The 18,669-nt window shown below is 66.4% G+C and carries 15 protein-coding genes; 7 read left to right on the forward strand and 8 right to left on the reverse strand.

Features of this window, described 5'->3' with window-relative positions; genetic code table 11:
* Position 1: 1 nt before the first annotated feature.
* The 3 genes from KF709_01155 to KF709_01165 are packed head-to-tail and all read right to left on the reverse strand — an operon-like array spanning position 2 to position 2,842.
* The gene (locus tag KF709_01155) at positions 2-607 is read right to left on the reverse strand and encodes a polysaccharide biosynthesis/export family protein (protein MBX3172995.1); all 606 of its coding nucleotides are present in this window, start codon (positions 605-607) and stop codon (positions 2-4) included.
* Between the two features lie 28 nt (positions 608-635).
* Positions 636-1,802, reverse strand: coding sequence for a glycosyltransferase family 4 protein (locus KF709_01160; protein ID MBX3172996.1), 1,167 nt, complete (start codon positions 1,800-1,802; stop codon positions 636-638).
* The gene (locus KF709_01165; GenBank protein MBX3172997.1) at positions 1,799-2,842 is read right to left on the reverse strand and encodes a glycosyltransferase; all 1,044 of its coding nucleotides are present in this window, start codon (positions 2,840-2,842) and stop codon (positions 1,799-1,801) included. Before KF709_01165 ends, KF709_01160 begins: the two co-directional genes overlap by 4 nt.
* 279 nt (positions 2,843-3,121) lie before the next feature.
* On the opposite strand from KF709_01165, the gene KF709_01170 reads away from it, so the two are divergent.
* Together KF709_01170 and KF709_01175 are read left to right on the forward strand one after the other, a co-directional pair.
* Positions 3,122-4,051: a sugar transferase gene (locus KF709_01170; protein MBX3172998.1), complete on the forward strand. Its 930-nt coding sequence runs from the start codon at positions 3,122-3,124 to the stop codon at positions 4,049-4,051.
* A 139-nt stretch (positions 4,052-4,190) separates the two neighbouring features.
* A complete protein-coding gene (locus KF709_01175) occupies positions 4,191-6,635 on the forward strand; it encodes an SLBB domain-containing protein (protein MBX3172999.1) in 2,445 nt (814 codons plus the stop codon).
* A gap of 22 nt (positions 6,636-6,657) precedes the next feature.
* On the opposite strand, the gene KF709_01180 is transcribed toward KF709_01175, so the two are convergent.
* Entirely contained in the window at positions 6,658-7,377 is a 720-nt protein-coding gene (locus tag KF709_01180) for a WecB/TagA/CpsF family glycosyltransferase (GenBank protein MBX3173000.1), read from the reverse strand.
* A gap of 155 nt (positions 7,378-7,532) precedes the next feature.
* Here KF709_01180 and KF709_01185 point away from each other — a divergent pair, with 155 nt between their 5' ends.
* The 5 genes from KF709_01185 to KF709_01205 all read left to right on the forward strand — a co-directional run bounded on the left by KF709_01185 (position 7,533) and on the right by KF709_01205 (position 13,147).
* Positions 7,533-8,693 carry a hypothetical protein gene (locus KF709_01185; protein ID MBX3173001.1) on the forward strand — a complete coding sequence of 387 codons (1,161 nt, stop codon included), beginning with the start codon at positions 7,533-7,535 and terminating at the stop codon, positions 8,691-8,693.
* 116 nt (positions 8,694-8,809) lie between these two features.
* Complete coding sequence (locus KF709_01190) at positions 8,810-10,270, forward strand: hypothetical protein (protein ID MBX3173002.1); 1,461 nt, start codon at positions 8,810-8,812, stop codon at positions 10,268-10,270.
* Positions 10,267-11,496 carry a hypothetical protein gene (locus KF709_01195; GenBank protein ID MBX3173003.1) on the forward strand — a complete coding sequence of 410 codons (1,230 nt, stop codon included), beginning with the start codon at positions 10,267-10,269 and terminating at the stop codon, positions 11,494-11,496. The genes KF709_01190 and KF709_01195 overlap by 4 nt, the downstream gene beginning before the upstream one ends.
* Complete coding sequence (locus KF709_01200; protein ID MBX3173004.1) at positions 11,493-12,083, forward strand: hypothetical protein; 591 nt, start codon at positions 11,493-11,495, stop codon at positions 12,081-12,083. Before KF709_01195 ends, KF709_01200 begins: the two co-directional genes overlap by 4 nt.
* Entirely contained in the window at positions 12,080-13,147 is a 1,068-nt protein-coding gene (locus KF709_01205; GenBank protein ID MBX3173005.1) for a hypothetical protein, read from the forward strand. Before KF709_01200 ends, KF709_01205 begins: the two co-directional genes overlap by 4 nt.
* Before the next feature lie 454 nt (positions 13,148-13,601).
* On the opposite strand, the gene KF709_01210 is transcribed toward KF709_01205, so the two are convergent.
* From KF709_01210 to alaS, 4 genes are all read right to left on the reverse strand, one after another.
* Positions 13,602-14,798, reverse strand: coding sequence for a DUF839 domain-containing protein (locus KF709_01210; GenBank protein MBX3173006.1), 1,197 nt, complete (start codon positions 14,796-14,798; stop codon positions 13,602-13,604).
* A 198-nt stretch (positions 14,799-14,996) separates the two neighbouring features.
* A complete protein-coding gene (locus tag KF709_01215; GenBank protein MBX3173007.1) occupies positions 14,997-15,605 on the reverse strand; it encodes an SIS domain-containing protein in 609 nt (202 codons plus the stop codon).
* A complete protein-coding gene (locus KF709_01220; protein MBX3173008.1) occupies positions 15,602-15,916 on the reverse strand; it encodes a hypothetical protein in 315 nt (104 codons plus the stop codon). The genes KF709_01215 and KF709_01220 overlap by 4 nt, the downstream gene beginning before the upstream one ends.
* The gene (gene alaS, locus KF709_01225) at positions 15,913-18,630 is read right to left on the reverse strand and encodes an alanine--tRNA ligase (GenBank protein ID MBX3173009.1); all 2,718 of its coding nucleotides are present in this window, start codon (positions 18,628-18,630) and stop codon (positions 15,913-15,915) included. The genes KF709_01220 and alaS overlap by 4 nt, the downstream gene beginning before the upstream one ends.
* Positions 18,631-18,669 lie beyond the last annotated feature (39 nt).

Below are 18,669 nucleotides of genomic sequence, written 5' to 3' on the forward strand. Positions count from 1 at the left end.
GCTAGCGGGCGACGATCAAGGTCACCACGATGCCGGCGAGCCCGACGATCGCCGAGACCATGAACGCGGAGTTCCGGTCGAACCATCCGCGCCGGTCCACGAAGACCTCGTCCCCGCTGCGCACGTCCGCGCGCACGAGGTCCGACTCCACCGACACGCGCTCGGCGAGCACTGCCCCGTCACGACGCACGCGCACGCGGCGCAAGTCGCCGTCGGCTGAGGCGCCGCCCGCCATCGCGATGGCACCGGCGATTGTGGTGTTCGGATCCGCCAGCAGGATGCCCGGCTGGCGCACGAAACCGAGCACGAACACGCGGCGCAGCGGGGTGATGCGCAGGTCCGGGGCGCGTAGCTCGCGCGCGTAGGCGGCGCCGAGCGAATCGCGCACGCTCGACCAGGGACGACCGGTCACGCTGCGCCGGCCAAGCAGCGGCAGGACGACGGATCCGTCGACCTCGATGGGAAAGTCGCCGCGTAGCAGCGAGTCCCGCCAATGGAAGAGCTGCAACACATCGCCCGGCCGCAGCGCGAACTCCGGCGACGCGGCCGCCTGGGCCGGGAGTGCCGGCCCAATGGCGAACAGGGCGAGGAGTAGCAAGCGACGCATCACGCGCGGAAGATAGCGTTCGACCGCGTCAGAGGGGGAGGCCGCTGGCGGCTGCCGCGCGAGCACGCCATCCCTCGAGCGACCAGCCGTTCGCGACGCGCGCGATACCGGCGCGCCCAAGGCGATCGACCAGCGCGTTGTCGGACATCAGGGCAGACAGCGGCTGTTGCCAGGCGTCTACCTCGCGCGGCAGCAGAAAGCCCGTTTCGCCATCGACTACCGTCTCGGCGAAGCCGCCCTCCCGCACGGCGATCACCGGCGTTCCGCAGGCCATCGCTTCCGGCGCCGAGAGGCCGAAGGGCTCGCGGTACGCCGCACAGAGCACCGCGCGCGACTGGCGATACAGCGCGACCAAGTCGTCAGACGACACACGGTGATGAATCCGAAGTGACACACCCTGCTCCGCCGCCAGGGTCTCGAGGCGAACCCGGTCCGCGTGGTGCGCCTCGTCGCAGGCGATGTCGAGCGCTGGGCGCTGCGATGCCGGCAGCCGACCCAGCGCGCGAATGGCGAGATCGTGCCCCTTGAGCGGAGAGAGGCGGCCCACGGACAGCACACTGGCGCTGCGGGCCGCGACCGACGCGGGAGAGAAGCGACGGGTGTCGATACCCGGCGCCAGAACGGTGGCAGACACGCCATAGGCGCGGCGCAGCCATTCAGCGGTGAAGGCGGAACTCGTCACGACGCGCCCCGCGGCACGCACTGCCGCGGCATCGCCGCGGCGAATGCGCAGGTGCCGCGGCAGCCGCAGCAACTTTCGCAAAGGTGCGAACGAGGCGCCCGGCTCGACCGCTGGCCAGTCGAACGACGCCACAGGCGCGAGCTGTTCCAGCGCCCGCACCCGCAGCGGCTCGTGCGTGTGCAGCACCGTCGGGCGGGTCAGCATCGTGAGGATCGGCGGGTGGCCAAACAGCCGGCACTTCTCCACCCACACGGCGTCTGGCGCCCAGGCCTCGATGCGCCGCGCCATCTCGTGTGTCGCAGCGTCGTAGCGTCGCAGTGCCCCATTTCCCTCGAGGTCGAGCGGCAGCACTTCGCGGTGGCCCTCAAGTGGCCAGGGAGCGAACGCCTGTTCCGCCGAGCCGAAGGTGAATAGCCCGACCTCGTGGCCGGCATCCGCAAGGATGCGCGCGCTTTGCGCGACCAGCGCCAGAGCGCCGCCGGACGGCAGGTGATGGAAGAGCGCGATCCTCACGGGGGCGTCCCCGCATCGGCGTGGCGGCCGCGCCATAGCGCGCGTAGGTGGCGATAGACCCCGACAGGGACCACTGTTGCCAGGACCAACTGAAGCCTGCGAAACGCCCGGTGCAGCGTTGACGTCACCCACGGTGCCGGCCGCCACACGAGTGCCAGGCCTAGGGCACGCACGCGTTGGCCAGCCAGGATCGCGGCCCAAACTCCGAATTCGCCGGCGTTCGCGCGCAGTGCGCGCCGCAGTCCGCTGATATCACGCAAAGCTTTGGAGGCCAAGGACTCGGCGCTCCGGCCAAGCTCTGCATAGAGAGAGGCGCGCGCCTGCGCGATGGGCGCCGAAAACTCGTCAGCCCCCGTCCAGCGGTTAGCGCCGTGGACCCGCAGCCTTACGTGGCGCCCACCCACCGGCACCACCCGACGCGCGTGGGAGGCGATGCAGAGCTGCAGCCAGCCATCGGCGGCAATGCGGTACTGCGCGGGGACCGGGCCCGCCGTCTCGCCCTCTACGAGGACTGCGAGAAGAGATCGGCGAACGCAGAGACCTGAAGTGGGCGGCATCCACGACACACGCCCTGCTCCAAGCGCGTCCGACTCCCTCAGCAGGGCTTCGAGCATAGTCCAATCAAGAGGGCTCGGATCCTGCCCCAGGGGCCTGCCAGCAGCGTCCACCGTCAGCACGCCCGAGAAGCCGGCGTCGCAGTCGGGGCTCGACTCTAGCGCCGACAGGGCCGCATCGAGGTACTCAGGCCCCCACTCGTCATCGCCGTCGAGGAATGCCAGCCAGGTGCCTCGAGCCCCGGCAATCCCCCGATTCAGGGCCGCAGCCTGCCCGCCGTTCGGCTGTCGGATGACCTGGATAGCGCTGGCAAATCCGGCGAGTATCTCAGGGGTGCGATCGGTCGACCCATCGTCCACGACGATGACCTCCCCCTGCCCCTCCCGGACCGCCCGCTGGGCCAGCGCGGAGGCCACGGCGGCCGCCACGAACGGACCCTGCTCGAAGGTGTCGATGATGACGGAGACTGTGATCGGCTCGGACACTTGTAGTCGAATTGGTCGGCCACGATTGCTGTGGGCCACATCACATTAATAACCGCGCGTTGCACATTGTCGGAACGTGGTCCCGGCGGTAGGTTCTCCCTCACCCATAGGCAGTCCCACCCCTCACTTGCCCCGATGACGCCTGAGCAGCAGGCCAGAGTCAGTGCCGCGCCAGCGGTACGGCGGGAGGCACAGCAGCAGGGGGAATGGCGGGGCCGCGGTCGGGCGATCGTGGTCGGGCTCGCGCCTGATGTTCCGAGGGCGCTGGAGCACCCTGCGATGTCGGCCGGGGCCGGGTTCGAAGTGGCCGGTGTGGTCACCGTGTCGGAGGATGACGCGGATGTTCGGACGCACGCTGAGCAGCTTCACTCTCTCATTCTCGAGCATCACGCCAGCGTCGTGATGGTGGCTGGGCCGTTGGGGCCTGAGACCATGCGTGCAGTGTCCGACGTATCACTGCTGCACGGCTGCCGACTGCTCGCCGTGATGCCCAGTGAGGTCGTCAGCGGCCACGAGCCATTGATTGTCTGGGAGGGTGAGAGCCCTCTGGTCCAACTCGCGGCACATAATCGCTCGGTGACTCAGGCAGCCATCAAACGCGCTGTTGATTTTGTCGGCGCCGCGCTTGGTCTCGTGCTTCTCGCACCCGTAATGCTGCTGGTGGCGCTGCTGATTCGCCTCGAGTCGCGCGGCCCTATGTTGTTCCGGCATTGGCGCGTTGGGCGCGGCGGCAGGAGCTTCCACTGCCTCAAGTTCCGCACTATGCGGGCTGACGCCGAGGATGTGCTGCGCACAAACGCAGACCTGCGGCGTTTGTATCGCGAGAACCATTACAAGCTGCCAGACGACCTGGACCCACGCGTTACACGGTTCGGGCGGTTCCTGCGCAAGACGTCACTGGACGAACTCCCGCAGCTCTTCAACGTGCTGGTCGGCGACATGTCGCTGGTCGGCCCACGGCCAGTGATCGAGGAAGAGCTTGAGCACTACCGCGGCTCCGAGCGGCTGCTGCTGTCCGTGCGTCCAGGAATGACTGGCGAGTGGGCGGTCAATGGCCGGCACCACGTGGGGTACCCTGCCCGTGCGGAGCTTGAACTGCGTTACGTACGGCATTGGACCGTGCGGCGGGACATGGGAATCCTATTGGGCACCGTGAGCGCTGTGATGGACCCGGGCAGCGACGTCCAGACGAACGACCGGTTGGCGTGACGTAACCCTTGGTGGGAGTTAGGTTTCGGGCGCGGTCTCGGGACCGCGCTCGCTTTGTTTCTGGACCTTTTCTGCGACGCGACAAGCAACGATGCGAACCTTTGTCTTGGCTCTGTTTGCCGGCCTTACTCTTGTGACGTTGACGTCCGCCGCGACCGCTCAGGCGCGGCCCTCGGCGGCCGAGGCGCAGGCACTGCTGCAAGCGCGACCAGAGCTGGTGCAGCAGCTGCGGCAGCGGATCGTGACGAGTGGCATGACGGCCGAGCAAGTGCGGGCGCGGCTGCGGGCGGAGGGGTATCCGGAAAACCTGCTAGATGCGTATCTGCCGGGGTCGACGACATCGCCGGGGATGATAGGGGAGGACGTGCTCTCGGCGGTTCAACGCCTCGGAATCGTACCGGCGGATGAGACGCAGTTGCTGCGGACGATGATGGGTGGGGACATCCCGCGGGCCCCGATGCCGCTGACTTCGGACTCGAGTGGTTCGCGTGAACTTCCGGTCTACGGCAGGTCCCTCTTCGCTGGTACGTCGAGCGAGTTCCTGCCAGTCTTCGACGGTCCGGTTGATCCCTCGTATCGGCTGGGTCCAGGAGACCAGCTGGTCTTGCTCCTTACGGGCGCCGTCGAGCTCGCCCACACACTAGAGGTCACGCGGGAAGGATTCGTCGTGATTCCCCAGGTCGGCCAGCTGGGTGTCGCCAACCTGACCTTGTCCCAGCTTGAGGACCTGCTGTACAGCCGTCTGGCCCGGAGCTATTCGGGCATCAGCCGAAGCGCCAACGCGACGACCAAGTTCAGCGTCACGGTGACGCGTCTGCGGGCCATTCAAGTCTATGTCACGGGTGAGGTCGCAAGGCCCGGCAGCTACCGTATCTCCAGCGCGTCGACGGCGCTCACCGCACTCTACGCCGCGGGGGGGCCGACCGAGCAGGGCTCTCTCCGCGAGGTGGTGATTCGCCGCGGTGACAGCCTCGTGGGCCGACTGGACGTCTACCAGTATGTGTTGCGAGGCAGCCAGGCTGGCGACCTTCGGCTGGAGAATGGCGACGTGGTCTTCGTCCGGAGACGGGGCCCGCTCGTCACCGTCCGAGGAGCGGTCATTCGCCCCTCGCGCTTCGAGATGCTCGTCGACGAGAACCTTCGCGATGCCGTCGCCGCCGCGGGCGGCTTTTCAGAAGACGCCCTTACCAATCGCATCCAGATCTCCCGCGTCGTCCCGCCGAGGGAGCGGCGCGGACCGAGCATGGCGAGGGTCGTCATCGACGTCGACAACCCCGGAGTCAGCGCAGAGGCCGTCCCGGAACTTCCCGTTGAGCCCGGCGACGAGATTGTCGTGTTCTCCCTTCCCGCTCGCGTGCGGCAGAGCATCACTGTGACGGGTGAGGTCTGGACGTCGGGACGGCAGGCTCTGACTGCCGGCATGCGACTGAGTGACGCACTTCGGAGCGCCGGAGGGCTTCGTCCGGATGCCTATCTGGGCACTGCCCACGTAGTTCGACGCCGAGCAGACGAATCCCAGGTGCTTCTGCGTGCCACGCTCGCCGACTCGAGCGGGAGCGTCATTAACGACCTCGAGCTTGCGGAAGACGACTCCGTGGTCGTCTACACGGTGAGCGGATTCGTGCCCGAGCGGTACTTGGCGATCGGCGGAGCGGTCAAGCAACCGGGCCGGTACCCATACCGCGACGGAGCCACCGTGCGTGACCTTGTGCTGCTGGCCGGGGGCCTGGCTGACGGTGCATACCTGGCATCCGCAGAGATCGCTCGACGGCCAATCCCTCCATCACCGGATCGATCGGCGATCACGCTTCGCTTCGCACTCGACTCGTCCTATCTCGTGAGTGGAACCGAGGCCGCAGGTGCTGGCCCGGTGCCGGTTCGGGCCACGGCGGATTCTTCACCGGTGCTCGCTCCCTTCGACCACGTGTTGATCCTTCGTGAGCCTGACTGGTCTCTGCCACGGACGGTGCTTCTTACGGGCGAGGTCCGCTTTCCGGGACGGTACACGCTCAACCGGAAGGACGAGCGCCTGGCGGATGTCGTGGCTCGGGCAGGCGGCCTGACGCCCGAGGCGAGTACGGAGGCAGCAGTCCTGACGCGCCTCCGAGCGGCAAGCGCATTCTCATCCCAACGCGCGGAGCTCGACGAGAGAGCCCGCATCGGCATCGATCTCGCCGAGGCACTGCGGCGTCCCAGCGGACCCGACAACATCCTGGCGCTTGACGGCGACGAGCTACACGTCCCGGAGCGACTCTATACCGTCGAAATCCGCGGATACGTCAACTCGGCAAACGCCATGACGGTGTCGCCGGGTCGCAACCTAGGATTCTATATCCGCAGCGCGGGAGGAGCATCGAGAGAGGGAGATGCCAGACACGCGTACGTCATCCAGCCGAGTGGGAAGATTGAGTCGAGGAGGCACTTGCTCTGGCTCATTCCGTTCGACCCCACGCCCCTGGCCGGCTCGACCGTGGTCGTGCCGTTGCGTGCGGAGCGTGCGCCGGCGAGCGAACGCATCGCGACCGTGGGCGTCATTGCGCAAACCCTGGCAAGCATCGCGGCAGTCGTTGCGTTGCTTCGCTAGGCGGTGCGTCCTCGCGCGTGCGCTACCGACCGGCGGCGAAGTCCACGAGAAACCAGAAGACGCCACGCGGATATGCGATCAGCACGCGGCGAAGGACATATGGTTCCTTCACGATCCGGTAAAAGGCGCGCAGATGCAGGCGATTAATCCACGTCGGGAAGTACTGGCCGCGCCGCGCCGTCTGGTGAATGAATGCTCCGCAAGTAAAGATCGAGCCCTCGAAGCCTTCGGCTCGCAGAGCGAGGGCCAAGCGGTTCTGCCGAGGGAACCCGTTGCCGAGTACCACCGCCGCGGGCTTCGCGGCAATGATTCGCGCCAGAAGGGCCGATCGCTCGGTCTCCCAGTCGAAGAACCCCGACTCGGCAAGGACACAGCGGAGACCCTCGTGACGGCCCTCCATGTACTCCGCCGCCCGACGGGCCTCCTCTGTCGTACCTCCAACCAGTGCCACCGCGCCTCGCCGTTGCGCGATCGCGTCAAAGACGGACGGAGCCAACGAGGTGTAGTCAAACGTGAGGTGCGTTCGGCGCTTGCGCCCCAGGAGCTTGAGGCACGCAGCAAACAGAATCCCATCGCTCGCGATGTAGTCAGCGCCCGCATACAGCGCGACATCGCGGCGGGCGGCAAGGTAGCTCTCGGGTCCGATGTAAAAGAACGTGAAGTTGAGCTCGCCGCGGGCGATTGCCGGACGGGGATCAGTCGGAGTCGTTCGCAGCAACTGCACGAGTGCACCGCTACGCATGGGGGCCGCACGAATGATTGTGCTCGCCGGAGGCGCCCGCAGGCGTACAACCGTTGAAGGCGAGCTTGCTTCGCCGCCCCCCAGCCCCCGGGGATACAGCGCGTGTGGTTGGAGCATTGTTCATCGCGACTCAACTTAATTCGTTCCGCATTCCGGTGGCAGGCGCCGAGGTCGCGCCGCACGACTTTGCGTCGCTGGCAGTGGTGATCTTCGCCCTGACACGACGCCTGCGCCCCTCGGTTCTGTACGGTCCCGCCAGCGCGATGGTCGCGGTTGTTGGCGCATTCACCCTATGGACCCTCGCTGCATTGCTCTGGTCTTCCTCCGCAACCGCCGTCGAGTTCCTCTTCACGCAGCTCCGATTCTTCCTCGTGTACGTTGCGGTGCTTGCGTTCGCCTCGACGGAGGATGATCCGCTCCTCAGCATCAGCCGCGGTCTCTGGCGCGCAACTGTGGGAGTAGCGGTCGTTGCCCTGGCACTCTATCTGTGGTCGCTCGCCACGGGAACGACGACCGTGAGCCTCGGACCTTTCCGGGACGTTCGCATCGGTGTCTTCCGGCACCTCGGAGCGCCACGAGCACTCGGCCTCGCACATGACCCCAACTTCTTCTCCCTCTGGCTCGCGCCCGGGTTGCTCATTGGAATGTCCGGGCGAGTCGCATCGGGATTCTCGAGGATCGCGGGCCTCGCGGTCATCTCGACCATGATCCTCCTCGCTCTCTCGCGAACGGTACTTGTCGCCGTTCCGGTTGCGCTGGCGGTCAGCGTGCTTTCGTACGCAGTCTTCAGCAACGAACCGGTACGACTGCGCCGCAGGGCACTCGCCCGACTCGGCATGTCCGCCCTTCTGCTTGTCTCGGTACTCGCCGGAATCGCGGCGGCATCCAGCACGCTTCGGACACTCGTGCAATCTCGATTTGAGTCCGGAGCGCAGACCCGAGTGGGCCGCTTGCAAGTGATCGCAGATCACGTGTCCCCCACCGACCTCGTCATCGGACTCGGCCCCCGGGGTGCGCAGCAGCTCCTCTGGGGTCGCTACTCGCACAATACCTACGTAGATGTGCTCGTGGAGTTTGGGATTCCTGGCCTCGGCCTCTGGCTTGCGGCCCTCGCCTTCGCGGTCATCGCGTTTCTGAAGGGACTGCGGCAGCGCGTGTTGCTCACGCCCTGGCCGGGCATCATGGTCGTTGCTGGTGCCATGCTCATGACATTCTCCCTGTTGACACATCCAATGCTCGGTGTGCTGTTGGCGATTTCCACCCTTGCGGTCTCACCGCCGCTTCACCTCGGCGCCATGCCATCGGGCGGGGCGTGATGGAGCCTTCCGACACCCAGCACGCATCACACGCGTTTACTCCCCTGCTGGCCGCGCTCCGAGAGTCCGGGGTTCCGTTCGTCCAATGGAAGAGTTCGTCGTCGCTGCACAGGGCAATGCGGGGCGACACCGACCTCGACCTCCTTATCGCACCGGGCGACTGGCCGAAGCTCGAGGCCGCCGCTCTCGCCGCAGGCTTTGTCGAGGCTAGAACACGCGACGGATTGGCACAGCGTGCCGCGCGCTACTTCGTCGGACTCCGCGCTGACGATGCCGCGCTCGTGCACTTCGACGTCGTCGACGCGGTGGTGACCGGCGGCCATCTGTGGAAGAGCCACCGGTTGCCGTTCGACGACGCGCTGCGCGACCACGGAAGTTCCATCAACGGCATCCCGATTGCGGCGAGGCATGTCGAACTCGCAGTGCTCGTCGTCCGGCGCGCTCTCGAAACGCTGTCGCTTTTAGAGTTTCTCCTCGCTATCCGGTCTCGCGAGGACACAGTTCGCGAGGTCAATGAGCTCGCCGACTCGCCTGAGACCTTGGAGCAGGCTATCGACTTGGCACTTCAGCTTGCACCAACAGGTAATCGTGGGTCCTTCGTCGAGTTTGTGGACTGTCTGCGCACCGGATCCGCGCTGAGGCTCCTCTTGGCAGGCCGGCGTTTGGGCAAGCACTTCGAGGCCTTTCGCGTTGTGCGTCAGCCTCGCCTCGGTGCGCTTCGATCCATGGAGCTCGGGCGAAAGCTCTGGGCCCGCGCTCGCGGCACGGGCCAGGGGTGGAGCACCCAGGCGCCGACGCCTATCATCGCTTTCGTCGGGCCGAAGGCCGTTGGAAAGAGCACTCTGATACGTGCTTCTCGTCGGCTGCTTGGGCGCTTTTACCGTGTCGAAACGGTTCACCTCGGCAGGCCGCGTGCAACCGCCCTAACGTGGTTTCGGCATCCGTTGCGATTCATCATGTCGGCGCTTCTGCCGAGGGGACGCAAGCGAGCTCTGACGGCTCTCCCAAAGGAGCAGCTTCTTCGAGACGGGTTTCTTACGCGCTTGGCGTTTGCCACGCAGGCACTGCTGCTCGCGGTCGAGAAGCGCGCGGCCGTGCGGCGGTGTCGACGGTTGGCCAGCGGCGGCATCGTGGTCATTACCGATAGATATCCGGTGGGCGCCATCGATGGGAAACGACTCGACGTTTGGGCACTCGATAAAGGGAGCAGCAGCTGGATGCGTCTGGCCGCGCGGCTGGAGGAGCGCCTTTTTGCATCCATCGCTCCGCCCGACGTCGTCGTTCGGCTGACCATCGACGAGGAGGAAGCGGTTCGCCGGAACGCCGCGCGCCTTCAGGACAAGGGGCGCATCGATGCCGAGGGGACGATACGGGCGCGCCACGCCGAAGCACTGCCGGATTTTCCCGCGCCAACACTGGTCGTGGACGTCGATACGTCGGGCTCAATCGACGAAACCGTCAAGGCGTCGCACCGAGCGGTCTGGTCCGCCGTTGTGACGCGAGAACGGTGGCACCGGTGGCGGGGGTCAATGCCCGAGAATGCGACGGAGTACGGCGAGTCTGCCGGGTCAGCATGACGACGAGACGTCGGCGACTCGCGTTCTTGGGCGCAGGCTTCGTAGACCAAGCGCTGTATGCAGGCACCAATTTCGCGGCGGCGGTGGTCGCAGCGAGAGTTCTGGGTCCGGACGACTTCGGTGCGTTCTCAGTCGCACTGGGCATCTACACCACGGCGTGGATCCTATCCCGTTCGGTTATCGGCGAACCATTTGTCCTGCAGTCGGCATCGCTTTCAGCAACCGATGGCGCGCGGGCTGCGGCGCGCGCGTTTGTCGCCACGCTCCTGTTCGCATTGGCGGGAGCACTTGCCGTGGCCGTCGCCGCGGCGACCGTCGTCGCGGATCCCGTCACCCGGCGAACCCTGCTGTCGCTCTGCGCGTGGCTCCCCATCCTGCTCTTGCAGGACCAGGCCCGCGTGGTCGCCTTCGCGCAGCGACAGGCGCCAGTCGCAGTGGTGAGCGATGGCATCTGGGCGGTAACGCAGCTGGCGGTACTAGGTGGTCTGGCTGGACTTGGACTCCTCACAGCACCCCTCGCCGTCTCCGCCTGGGCCGTAGGCGCGCTGACGGGAGGCTTGTATGCGGCGTGGCGCCTGCGACTGTGGAATGCGGGGACCCGGGAGGCCGCGCAGTGGCTGCGCGACGCGGCCGCGAATGGCGTCTGGTTCGCATCTGCTCGCGGCATGCTTACCGCTGGGACGCAACTGACGCTCCCAATCGCGGCCAGCCTAGCCGGCTCAGCCGCCGCCGGAGGGCTTCGGGGGGTGATGACCCTGTTCGGGCCGCTGGGCGTCCTTGCACGTGGCCTGCACCTCACGGCATTGCCTGAACTCGCGGAGACCGATCCAACGGCAGTTTGGAAGGTCGCCCGCAATCGCTCGCTGTTCCTCGTCGCAGTCTGTGTCGCCTATCTAGCTGCCGTGGTCGCTGGGGGCGAGACTCTGCTGCGCGCAGTCTTGGGCGTCGAGTTCACTCCGTACGTCGTGTTGTTGCTCCCACTCGCCATCGCGCAGGCCAGCGAGACCGGCACCTCGCTGCTGACGCTCACACTGCGCCGGATGGGAACCGTGCGCCCGGTGGCCGTCCTGGAAGCGGTGTTCGCTTCCGCGCGCCTAGCGGGCAGTGCGCTCGTGGCCAGCCATACGGGTCCACTCGGCATTGCCTACGTCCTAGCCGGAACTGGGCTCGCTAGGGCCCTGGTTGTCACCGCGCTGGCCCGCCGCGCCACGGCAGGACAGACATGAGCGCCGAGACGAATTTTAGAGTCGTGATCTTCGGCAACAGCGGAGCCGGGAAGACCACGCTCGCACAACTGCTCTCGACGCAACTCGGCATCCCGAGAGTCGACCTCGACGACTTGGGAGCGTGGGGACACGGTGGAACCGATGCCGCCGCCTATCACTCTGCGGTTGAACGGACGATCGGAGACAGTCGCTGGATTGTTTCCGGCCGCGACCCGCTCGCCGAGCGGATATTGCTGGGGCGCGCGACCCACGCCATCGTCCTCGATCCACCGCCAATCCTTTGCGCGTACCGCGGCCTCGTCCGGCGTCCCCTGCGCCGGCTGCTGTTCCGCGAGGACACGCTGGCGCCGGCGGCGCGGACCGCGCGGCCACGAGTCGCCACGCTCAAGCGTGCGGCCTCGCTTCCACTACTCGTCTGGGACATACTTCTCTGGCGAGTCCGCGAGGGGCGTGCGCTCCGACGGCGGCTCGCCGAGGCCCCGGAGATCGCGACTCGATGGATCACGACTTCTGATTCCGCCAGCGAACTCTCTCGGTACTTCAAGGAAGAAGCAACCGCGCGCCTGCATTCATCACCTCGATCATGACACCAGAACATCTCGGCGAAGGTAGCAGCGTCAGCGCACGCGTTTCCGGCGGCAACCCATCGCTCGTGTCCCTGCTGGCCCTCGTCATCGAGCGATGGCGACTTGTGGCGGGCACCGTGGCGGCCGCCGTAGCGTTAGCACTGGTCCTCCGGGTTGTACTTCCGGCACGGTTCACCAGCGAAGCGCGCTTCACCGCCCGCTCCGCCGAGAGCGGCTCTGCATCCCAACTTTCTGCCCTCGCCGGCCAGTTTGGAATTGCCGTCCCAGGGGCCACTGGAGCTCCACCGGCTTTCTACGCGGACCTCCTGCTCTCACGTGAGGTCCTCCTCCCCGTGCTTCGTGACACGTTCGAGGTCGCATCCGGGTCAGACGCTCAGCGCGGCCCCGGCAGCACCTTGCTCGAGCTGAGCGGTGTGAGCGGAGACACGCCGGAGCTTCTGGTGGACGAAGGACTGAAGTGGATGGCGGAACGCGTCCTGCGGGCCCGAGTCTTCCGCGAAACAGGCGTGATTGCGGTCACGGCAACCACTGCCGTCCCGGACCTGTCAGCGCAGGTGCTGGCGGCCGTACTTGAGAGCTTGAATCGCTTCAACCTCGAGTCCCGGCAACAGAGTGCGGCCGACGAGCGCGCCTTCGTCGAATCTCGCGTCGCGGACAGCGAGACTCAGTTGCGGCGCGCCGAGCAAGCACTCGCCGAGTTTCTCGAGTCGAATCGCGTGATTGCGAACTCTCCGGAACTGCAGGCGGAACGGGACCGTCTGCAGCGCGAGGTCTCGATGCGCCAGGTTCTGTATACGAACCTGCACACCGCGTGGGATCAGGCGCGTCTGGCGGAGATTCGGGACACACCCGTCTTAACTATCGTCGAGCGACCCTCGACGCCCGTCAGGCCAGACGGCCTGCCGTTGGTCCTGCTCGTGGCACTGTCGGCCACCGTTGGCGGCGTCGTTGGATCGTTTCTGGTGCTCGCGGGCGCGTTCTTCAGCGGGCTACTCGAAGACAGCCCGGCCGAACGTCAGCGCCTCAAGGCCGCACTGGAATCACTCCGTCGAAGGGCGCCGTAGTCAGCAGAAGAACTCCACCCGGCAAGCGCCGGTCGGGAGTGACGTCGCCGTGAAGTCCGCGATGTGACCAACCACGGCGCCTAGTCCGGAAAGCGTCTCGGCTGCGCTATCGTTAGCGACTAGTCGCAGTGCCGGAGCATCTGGCGTTGCGGCGGGCACCATGAGAATGGAGCCCACGCGCGCGCGCCGACGGTTGCCGCGTAGTTCGGGTTCCGGGCGGTTTAGCAGCTGGTCTGAGTCCGCGCGAATCAACAGGTCGTAGATTCCGTCCTCAGTCGGACCGCTCAACCAAAAGCGTGCACCGCTGGCTACTAGGCCACCGATCCACTCGACGCCAAGAGGTGCGTCTCGTTCAAAGAGTTCTGCCTCGACGGAGGCCCCCTCACCTTCGATCACCAGCGTTGCCATAGCCCGCCCCTGCGTTACGGTCGTGAGGAATCCATCACGTCTGCGATCAAAGAGGGCCGCGATCCCATGGCCCCCATATGGCCCACGTTCGCGACGGCAATGCACCCGCGACGTTCGTCGACCCCTGGCTGTTTACAAACAACACGCGTCCGTCGGGGCTGAAACAAGCCCCCGCCCACTCGGCATCGGACTCGTTGTTCCGCACCAAGTCAAAGAGAACGCCGTCCCGAGACAAGCCCCGGACATAGCAGTTGCTGTCGCCGTCCTCGCACAACACCAGTCCACCCCGCGGACTCACGCACAAGTTGTCGGGTGCATCGAGCACCTCGACTCCCGGCGACTCGAACATCAGCGTAAGCAACGACTGCGTCGCTGAGAGCGGCGTGAGCCGAAATACCTGACCGCACGCTGCATCGCCGCCGCTAGTTGCGTTGACGTACACGCTCCCATTTCCATACCAACACCCCTCGAGTCGAGCGAACCACGCCCCACCGAGCGTGTGGCCTTGATTGAACACAAATCCCGAGGAGAGACTCCCCAAGTCAGAGTCTGGAACGGGAATCTCTACCCACTCGCACGTGAGGGTTGACCCCACGGTCTGCCCGACACGAAGATCGGCCTGCGGAGCACCGACAACCGCGAGCATCTCCAGACGGCCTCCGTTCTGAAGGGTCCCAGGTGTCGCAGGGATGAATCGGTAGAGCCCGCTGGGATTGCGGTCTTCCGTCTGGTACACGATGCCGCTGTCCGGATCAACGGCCACGGCCTCGTGGGTGAAGCGCCCCATCGCTTTCAGCGGCACAGGAACAACCTGCCCATCGCTTGCCGCGGAAACTTCAAAATTGTACCCGTGGTTCTTCTCCCACCCCGAGGCGGTTCCCGAGACGCTCTCCTCGCAGGAGATCCACGATCCCCATGGCGTCGGCCCGCCGGCACAGTTCGCGAAAGTCCCCGCGAGTGACACCCACTCACGCACGAGATAGGGGCTTCCGTCAGGGTTGAAGTCGACTTCGAGCGTCGTGACGCCGCCTGGGCCGAGTGCATCGTAGAGCTGCGTCGGAGACATGGTCGTGCGCCGACTGTCGGTGGCCGTATTGCGGATCTCGTGATTCCGAAGCAACCGGATCCTGCCGTTTGCCGCCGGAAACGCAGCCATACCATCCATCCCTTGGGGCACGATATTGCCGTCGGACATCGGGCCTCCGGACGTACTGAGCAGCGCAACCCGAAAGCCCGTTGGCACCGAGAGAACAGGGTACCCTCCAAAGGGCGCGAGAGGACCGTATCCGCTCGGGTCAATTGTTGGGCGCCCGGGGCCGGTTCCTGCGTCTGCACAGGCGGCAAGTCCGGCCAGCGCAGTCCCGCCGACGGCCGCGTGCCAGAGAAACTCTCGACGAGAGGAATTGCTCACGGTGAGTCCTCCGAGAAGAAAGAACGATTCCTAATGCGTTGCGCCCTGCCTCCGATCGACAGCCGATTGCTCGGAGGCGTCAATGAAATCACATATGGCGTGTTGGATCGCCAAGTGCAGCTCTTGCGCCCGATCCGTTCGCGACGTCGGCACGACGAGCGTCAGATCGGCCAACAATCGCACTCGCCCACCATCCCCTGCGGTTAGGGCCATTGAACGCATGCCACGCGCGGCGGCAGCCTGCAATGCCCGAATGCAGTTCGGGGAGTTGCCGCTGGTCGAGTGGACAATCAGGAGGTCCCCGGGCCGGCCCAACGCCTCTACCTGGCGACTGAACACCTCTTCGAACGAGAAATCGTTCGCCGTAGCCGTCAGCGTTGAGGTGTCCGTCGTCAGGGCAATGGCGCGAAGGGGCATGCGCCTCCTGAGGTAGCGCACCGTGTACTCTGTGGCGATGTGCTGCGCGTCGGCAGCAGAGCCGCCATTGCCACAGAAGAAGAGCGTACCACCCTGAGAAAGCGTCTCGCTGACAAGAGTTGTGGCCTGTTCGATAGCAGGTCCGAGGGCCTCGGCGGCCTGCAACGCGATCTCCGCAAGCTCGCTGAGATGCTCCGTGGCGCTGCGGGCGGGCTGGCTCACGATGCCGCCGCCGCGTAGTGCTGCATGGCGGCGGCGGCTCGCGCCGCCAGCGAGTCCGGCAAGCCAGCTGCGGCCTCAAACGCCCAGGTCACGCACGCATCCGCCGCCAGCAAGTCGAGCGCGACTACGCGTCCCGCCGCGTCGTCAGCGCGCACGACGGACTGCAGCAGCCGCTCACCAGCGGCGGCCAGCGCCGCAGCTGTATCCAACTGCGCGAGATCGGCAGACTCGACGAAGACCCTTGCCACCCGCTCGACGAGCGCAGGAGGCGCCTCCGTCGCGTGCGCCTTGATCCACGCCACGTGGCTCACGACACCCCCGCCAGCGCCCCGCGCAACGCCTCTCGCGCCGCCGTCAGCACCGCGCCCGCCTGCTCCGTCGGCACACCAGCCTGCGCCATATGGTCCTTCCCGCCGCCCTTGATCCCGGTCTTCGCCGACAAGGACTTCACCAACGCCCCCGCGTTCAACCCCTTCGAGCGCAGGTCATCACTCACCACCACGACGAGCCCGGACTTCCCGTCCTCGAACTCGCCGAGCATCGCACCCACACCGGAGCCGAGCCCTTCGCGCAACACGTCGCCGAGCGCCTGCAGCTCCTTCATGGTCGGCACCTTCACGGTCTTCACGGCGAGCTTCGACGCACCCACCGACTCCGCGTCGCCGAGCAGGTCCGCCTGCGCACCCCCGCCCTTCATTGCGTCCTCAAGTCGCTTCTCGAGCTGCCGCTTTTCGGCCAGCAGCGCATCAAGGCGCTTGCCGATCAGCTCGGCATCCGGCGCATTGACCTTCAATCGCGTCGTGACCGTCGCCAACGCCGACTCGCGCTCACGAAGCAGTTCGTACGCCCGCCGACCTGTCACCGCCTCGACGCGCCGCACACCCGCGGCCACACCGGCCTCGCTCAGGATCCTGAAGAGCCCGATCTGCCCCGTATTCCGCACGTGCGTGCCGCCGCAGAGCTCGGTGCTGATGCCACCCGAGATCTCCACCACGCGCACCACGTCACCGTACTTCTCGCCGAACAGCGCCATCGCGCCACCGGCAATCGCCTCCTGATACGGTTTTTCCGTCGTGCGCACATCCGCGTTGGCCCACACGCCCTCGTTTACCATCCGCTCCACGCGCTCCACCTGCTCGGGCGTCATCGGCCCGTGATGCGTGAAGTCGAAGCGCAGACGATCCGGCGCCACCAGCGAACCCGCCTGGTGCACGTGCTCGCCGAGCACGTGGCGCAGGGCCGCGTGCAGCAGGTGCGTAGCCGTGTGGTTGCGCTCCGTGTCGCGACGCCGGTCGCCCGGCACCTCGGCGGTCGCGAGGCCGAAGCGCACCTTGCCGTGCGGCTTGCCGATGGCGGCCACCTTGCCGTCCACCTTCTTGACCTCGGTCACGTCGACGTGCCAGCCCTCGCCGCGAATCTCGCCCGTGTCGCTGACCTGGCCGCCGGACTCCGCGTAGAACGGACTCTCACGCAGCATCACCGCCACCTGCCCGTCGTCCAGGTGCTTCACGGCCGTCACGGCGGTCGACACCTCGATGCGGTCGTAGCCCACGAACCCTGACTCGGCGATGGGATGCTCGGTGGTCCAACTCGCCATATCCGCGAGATCGTCGGCCACAACGGAGATGCGCCGCGACTTGCGATCCTCCTGGCTCTGCTTGCGCTGCGCCTCGAGCGCACGCTCGAAGCCGGCGATGTCCACGCGGTAGCCGCGTTCGATCGCCATCAGTTCCGTGAGGTCCACCGGGAAGCCGAAGGTGTCGTAGAGCTTGAAGACATCCTCACCTGAGATCGTCCCACGAAGCGCTGTCGACCCCTGCGTGGACCCGGCAGGCGCCAGCTCCTCGAAGCGCGTCATGCCGCCTTCGATCGTCGCGAGGAAACGCTCCTCCTCGGCGCGTGTGGTCTCGAGGATGTGCGACTTGCGGGAACTCAGCTCGGGGAACTGCTCGCCCATCATCGCGATCACGCGCTCGACGATGTGCACCAGCGTCGGTTCGCGACGGCCGAGCAGCCAGGCGTGGCGCACCGCGCGACGCAGGATGCGCCGCAGCACGTAGCCGCGCCCCTCGTTGCTGGGGAACACGCCATCAGCCAGCAGGAAGGCCACCGCGCGCGCGTGGTCGGCGAGCACGCGATAACTCGCCGAATTCTCGTTGGCGTACGCGTAGGGCTTGCCCGTGACCGCGGCCACCTGGTCGAGCAGCGGCGTGAAGAGGTCGGTGTGGTAGTTGTTCGAGACACCCTGCAGCACGGCCGCAATACGCTCGAGGCCGGCACCGGTGTCCACGCTGGGCCGCGGCAGCGGCTCCAACTTGCCGTCGGGCTGCCGGTCGAACTGCATGAACACGAGGTTCCAGATCTCGAGGAACCGCCCGGCCTCAGCGCCTTCCACAAAGGCGTCGAGGGAGTAGTCCTTGAGGTCGCGCTGCGTCCACTCGCCGCTGGCGCCGACCGGGAACTCGAAGTCCTTGGTCAGCTGCGCGAGGTCCACGTAGATCTCGCTGCAGGGACCGCAGGGGCCGGTGTCGGCCATCTGCCAGAAGTTGTCGCGCTCACCCAGCCCGTAGACGCGGTTCGCTGCGATGCCCGTGACCTCCTGCCAGAGCTGTCGCGCCTCGTCATCGTCCTTGTAGACCGTGACGCGCAGGTGCTCCCTCGGGATCTTCAACTCCTCGGTGACGAACTCCCAGGCGAAGCGGATGGCGTCGCGCTTGAAGTAGTCGCCGAAGGAGAAGTTCCCCAGCATCTCGAAGAACGTGTGATGGCGCGCGGTGTGGCCGACCTGTTCGAGGTCGTTGTGCTTGCCGCCGGCGCGCACGCACTTCTGCGAGGTCGTGGCGCGCCGATTGCCCTCAGGCGGCGCCTCCTGGCCCAGGAAGACCTTCTTGAACTGGACCATGCCTGCGTTGGTGAACAGCAGGGTCGGGTCGTCGCCCGGGACCAGCGAGGAGCTGGATCGGACGGCATGATTCTGGCGGGCGAAGTAGTCGAGGAACCGACGGCGGATTTCGGCGGCGTGCATATGATTGTAAAATAAGAGCTTGCGAGGCCTTCGACCAGC

Source organism: Gemmatimonadaceae bacterium, from assembly GCA_019637445.1.
In the GTDB taxonomy this organism is placed as follows: Bacteria; Gemmatimonadota; Gemmatimonadetes; order Gemmatimonadales; family Gemmatimonadaceae; genus Pseudogemmatithrix.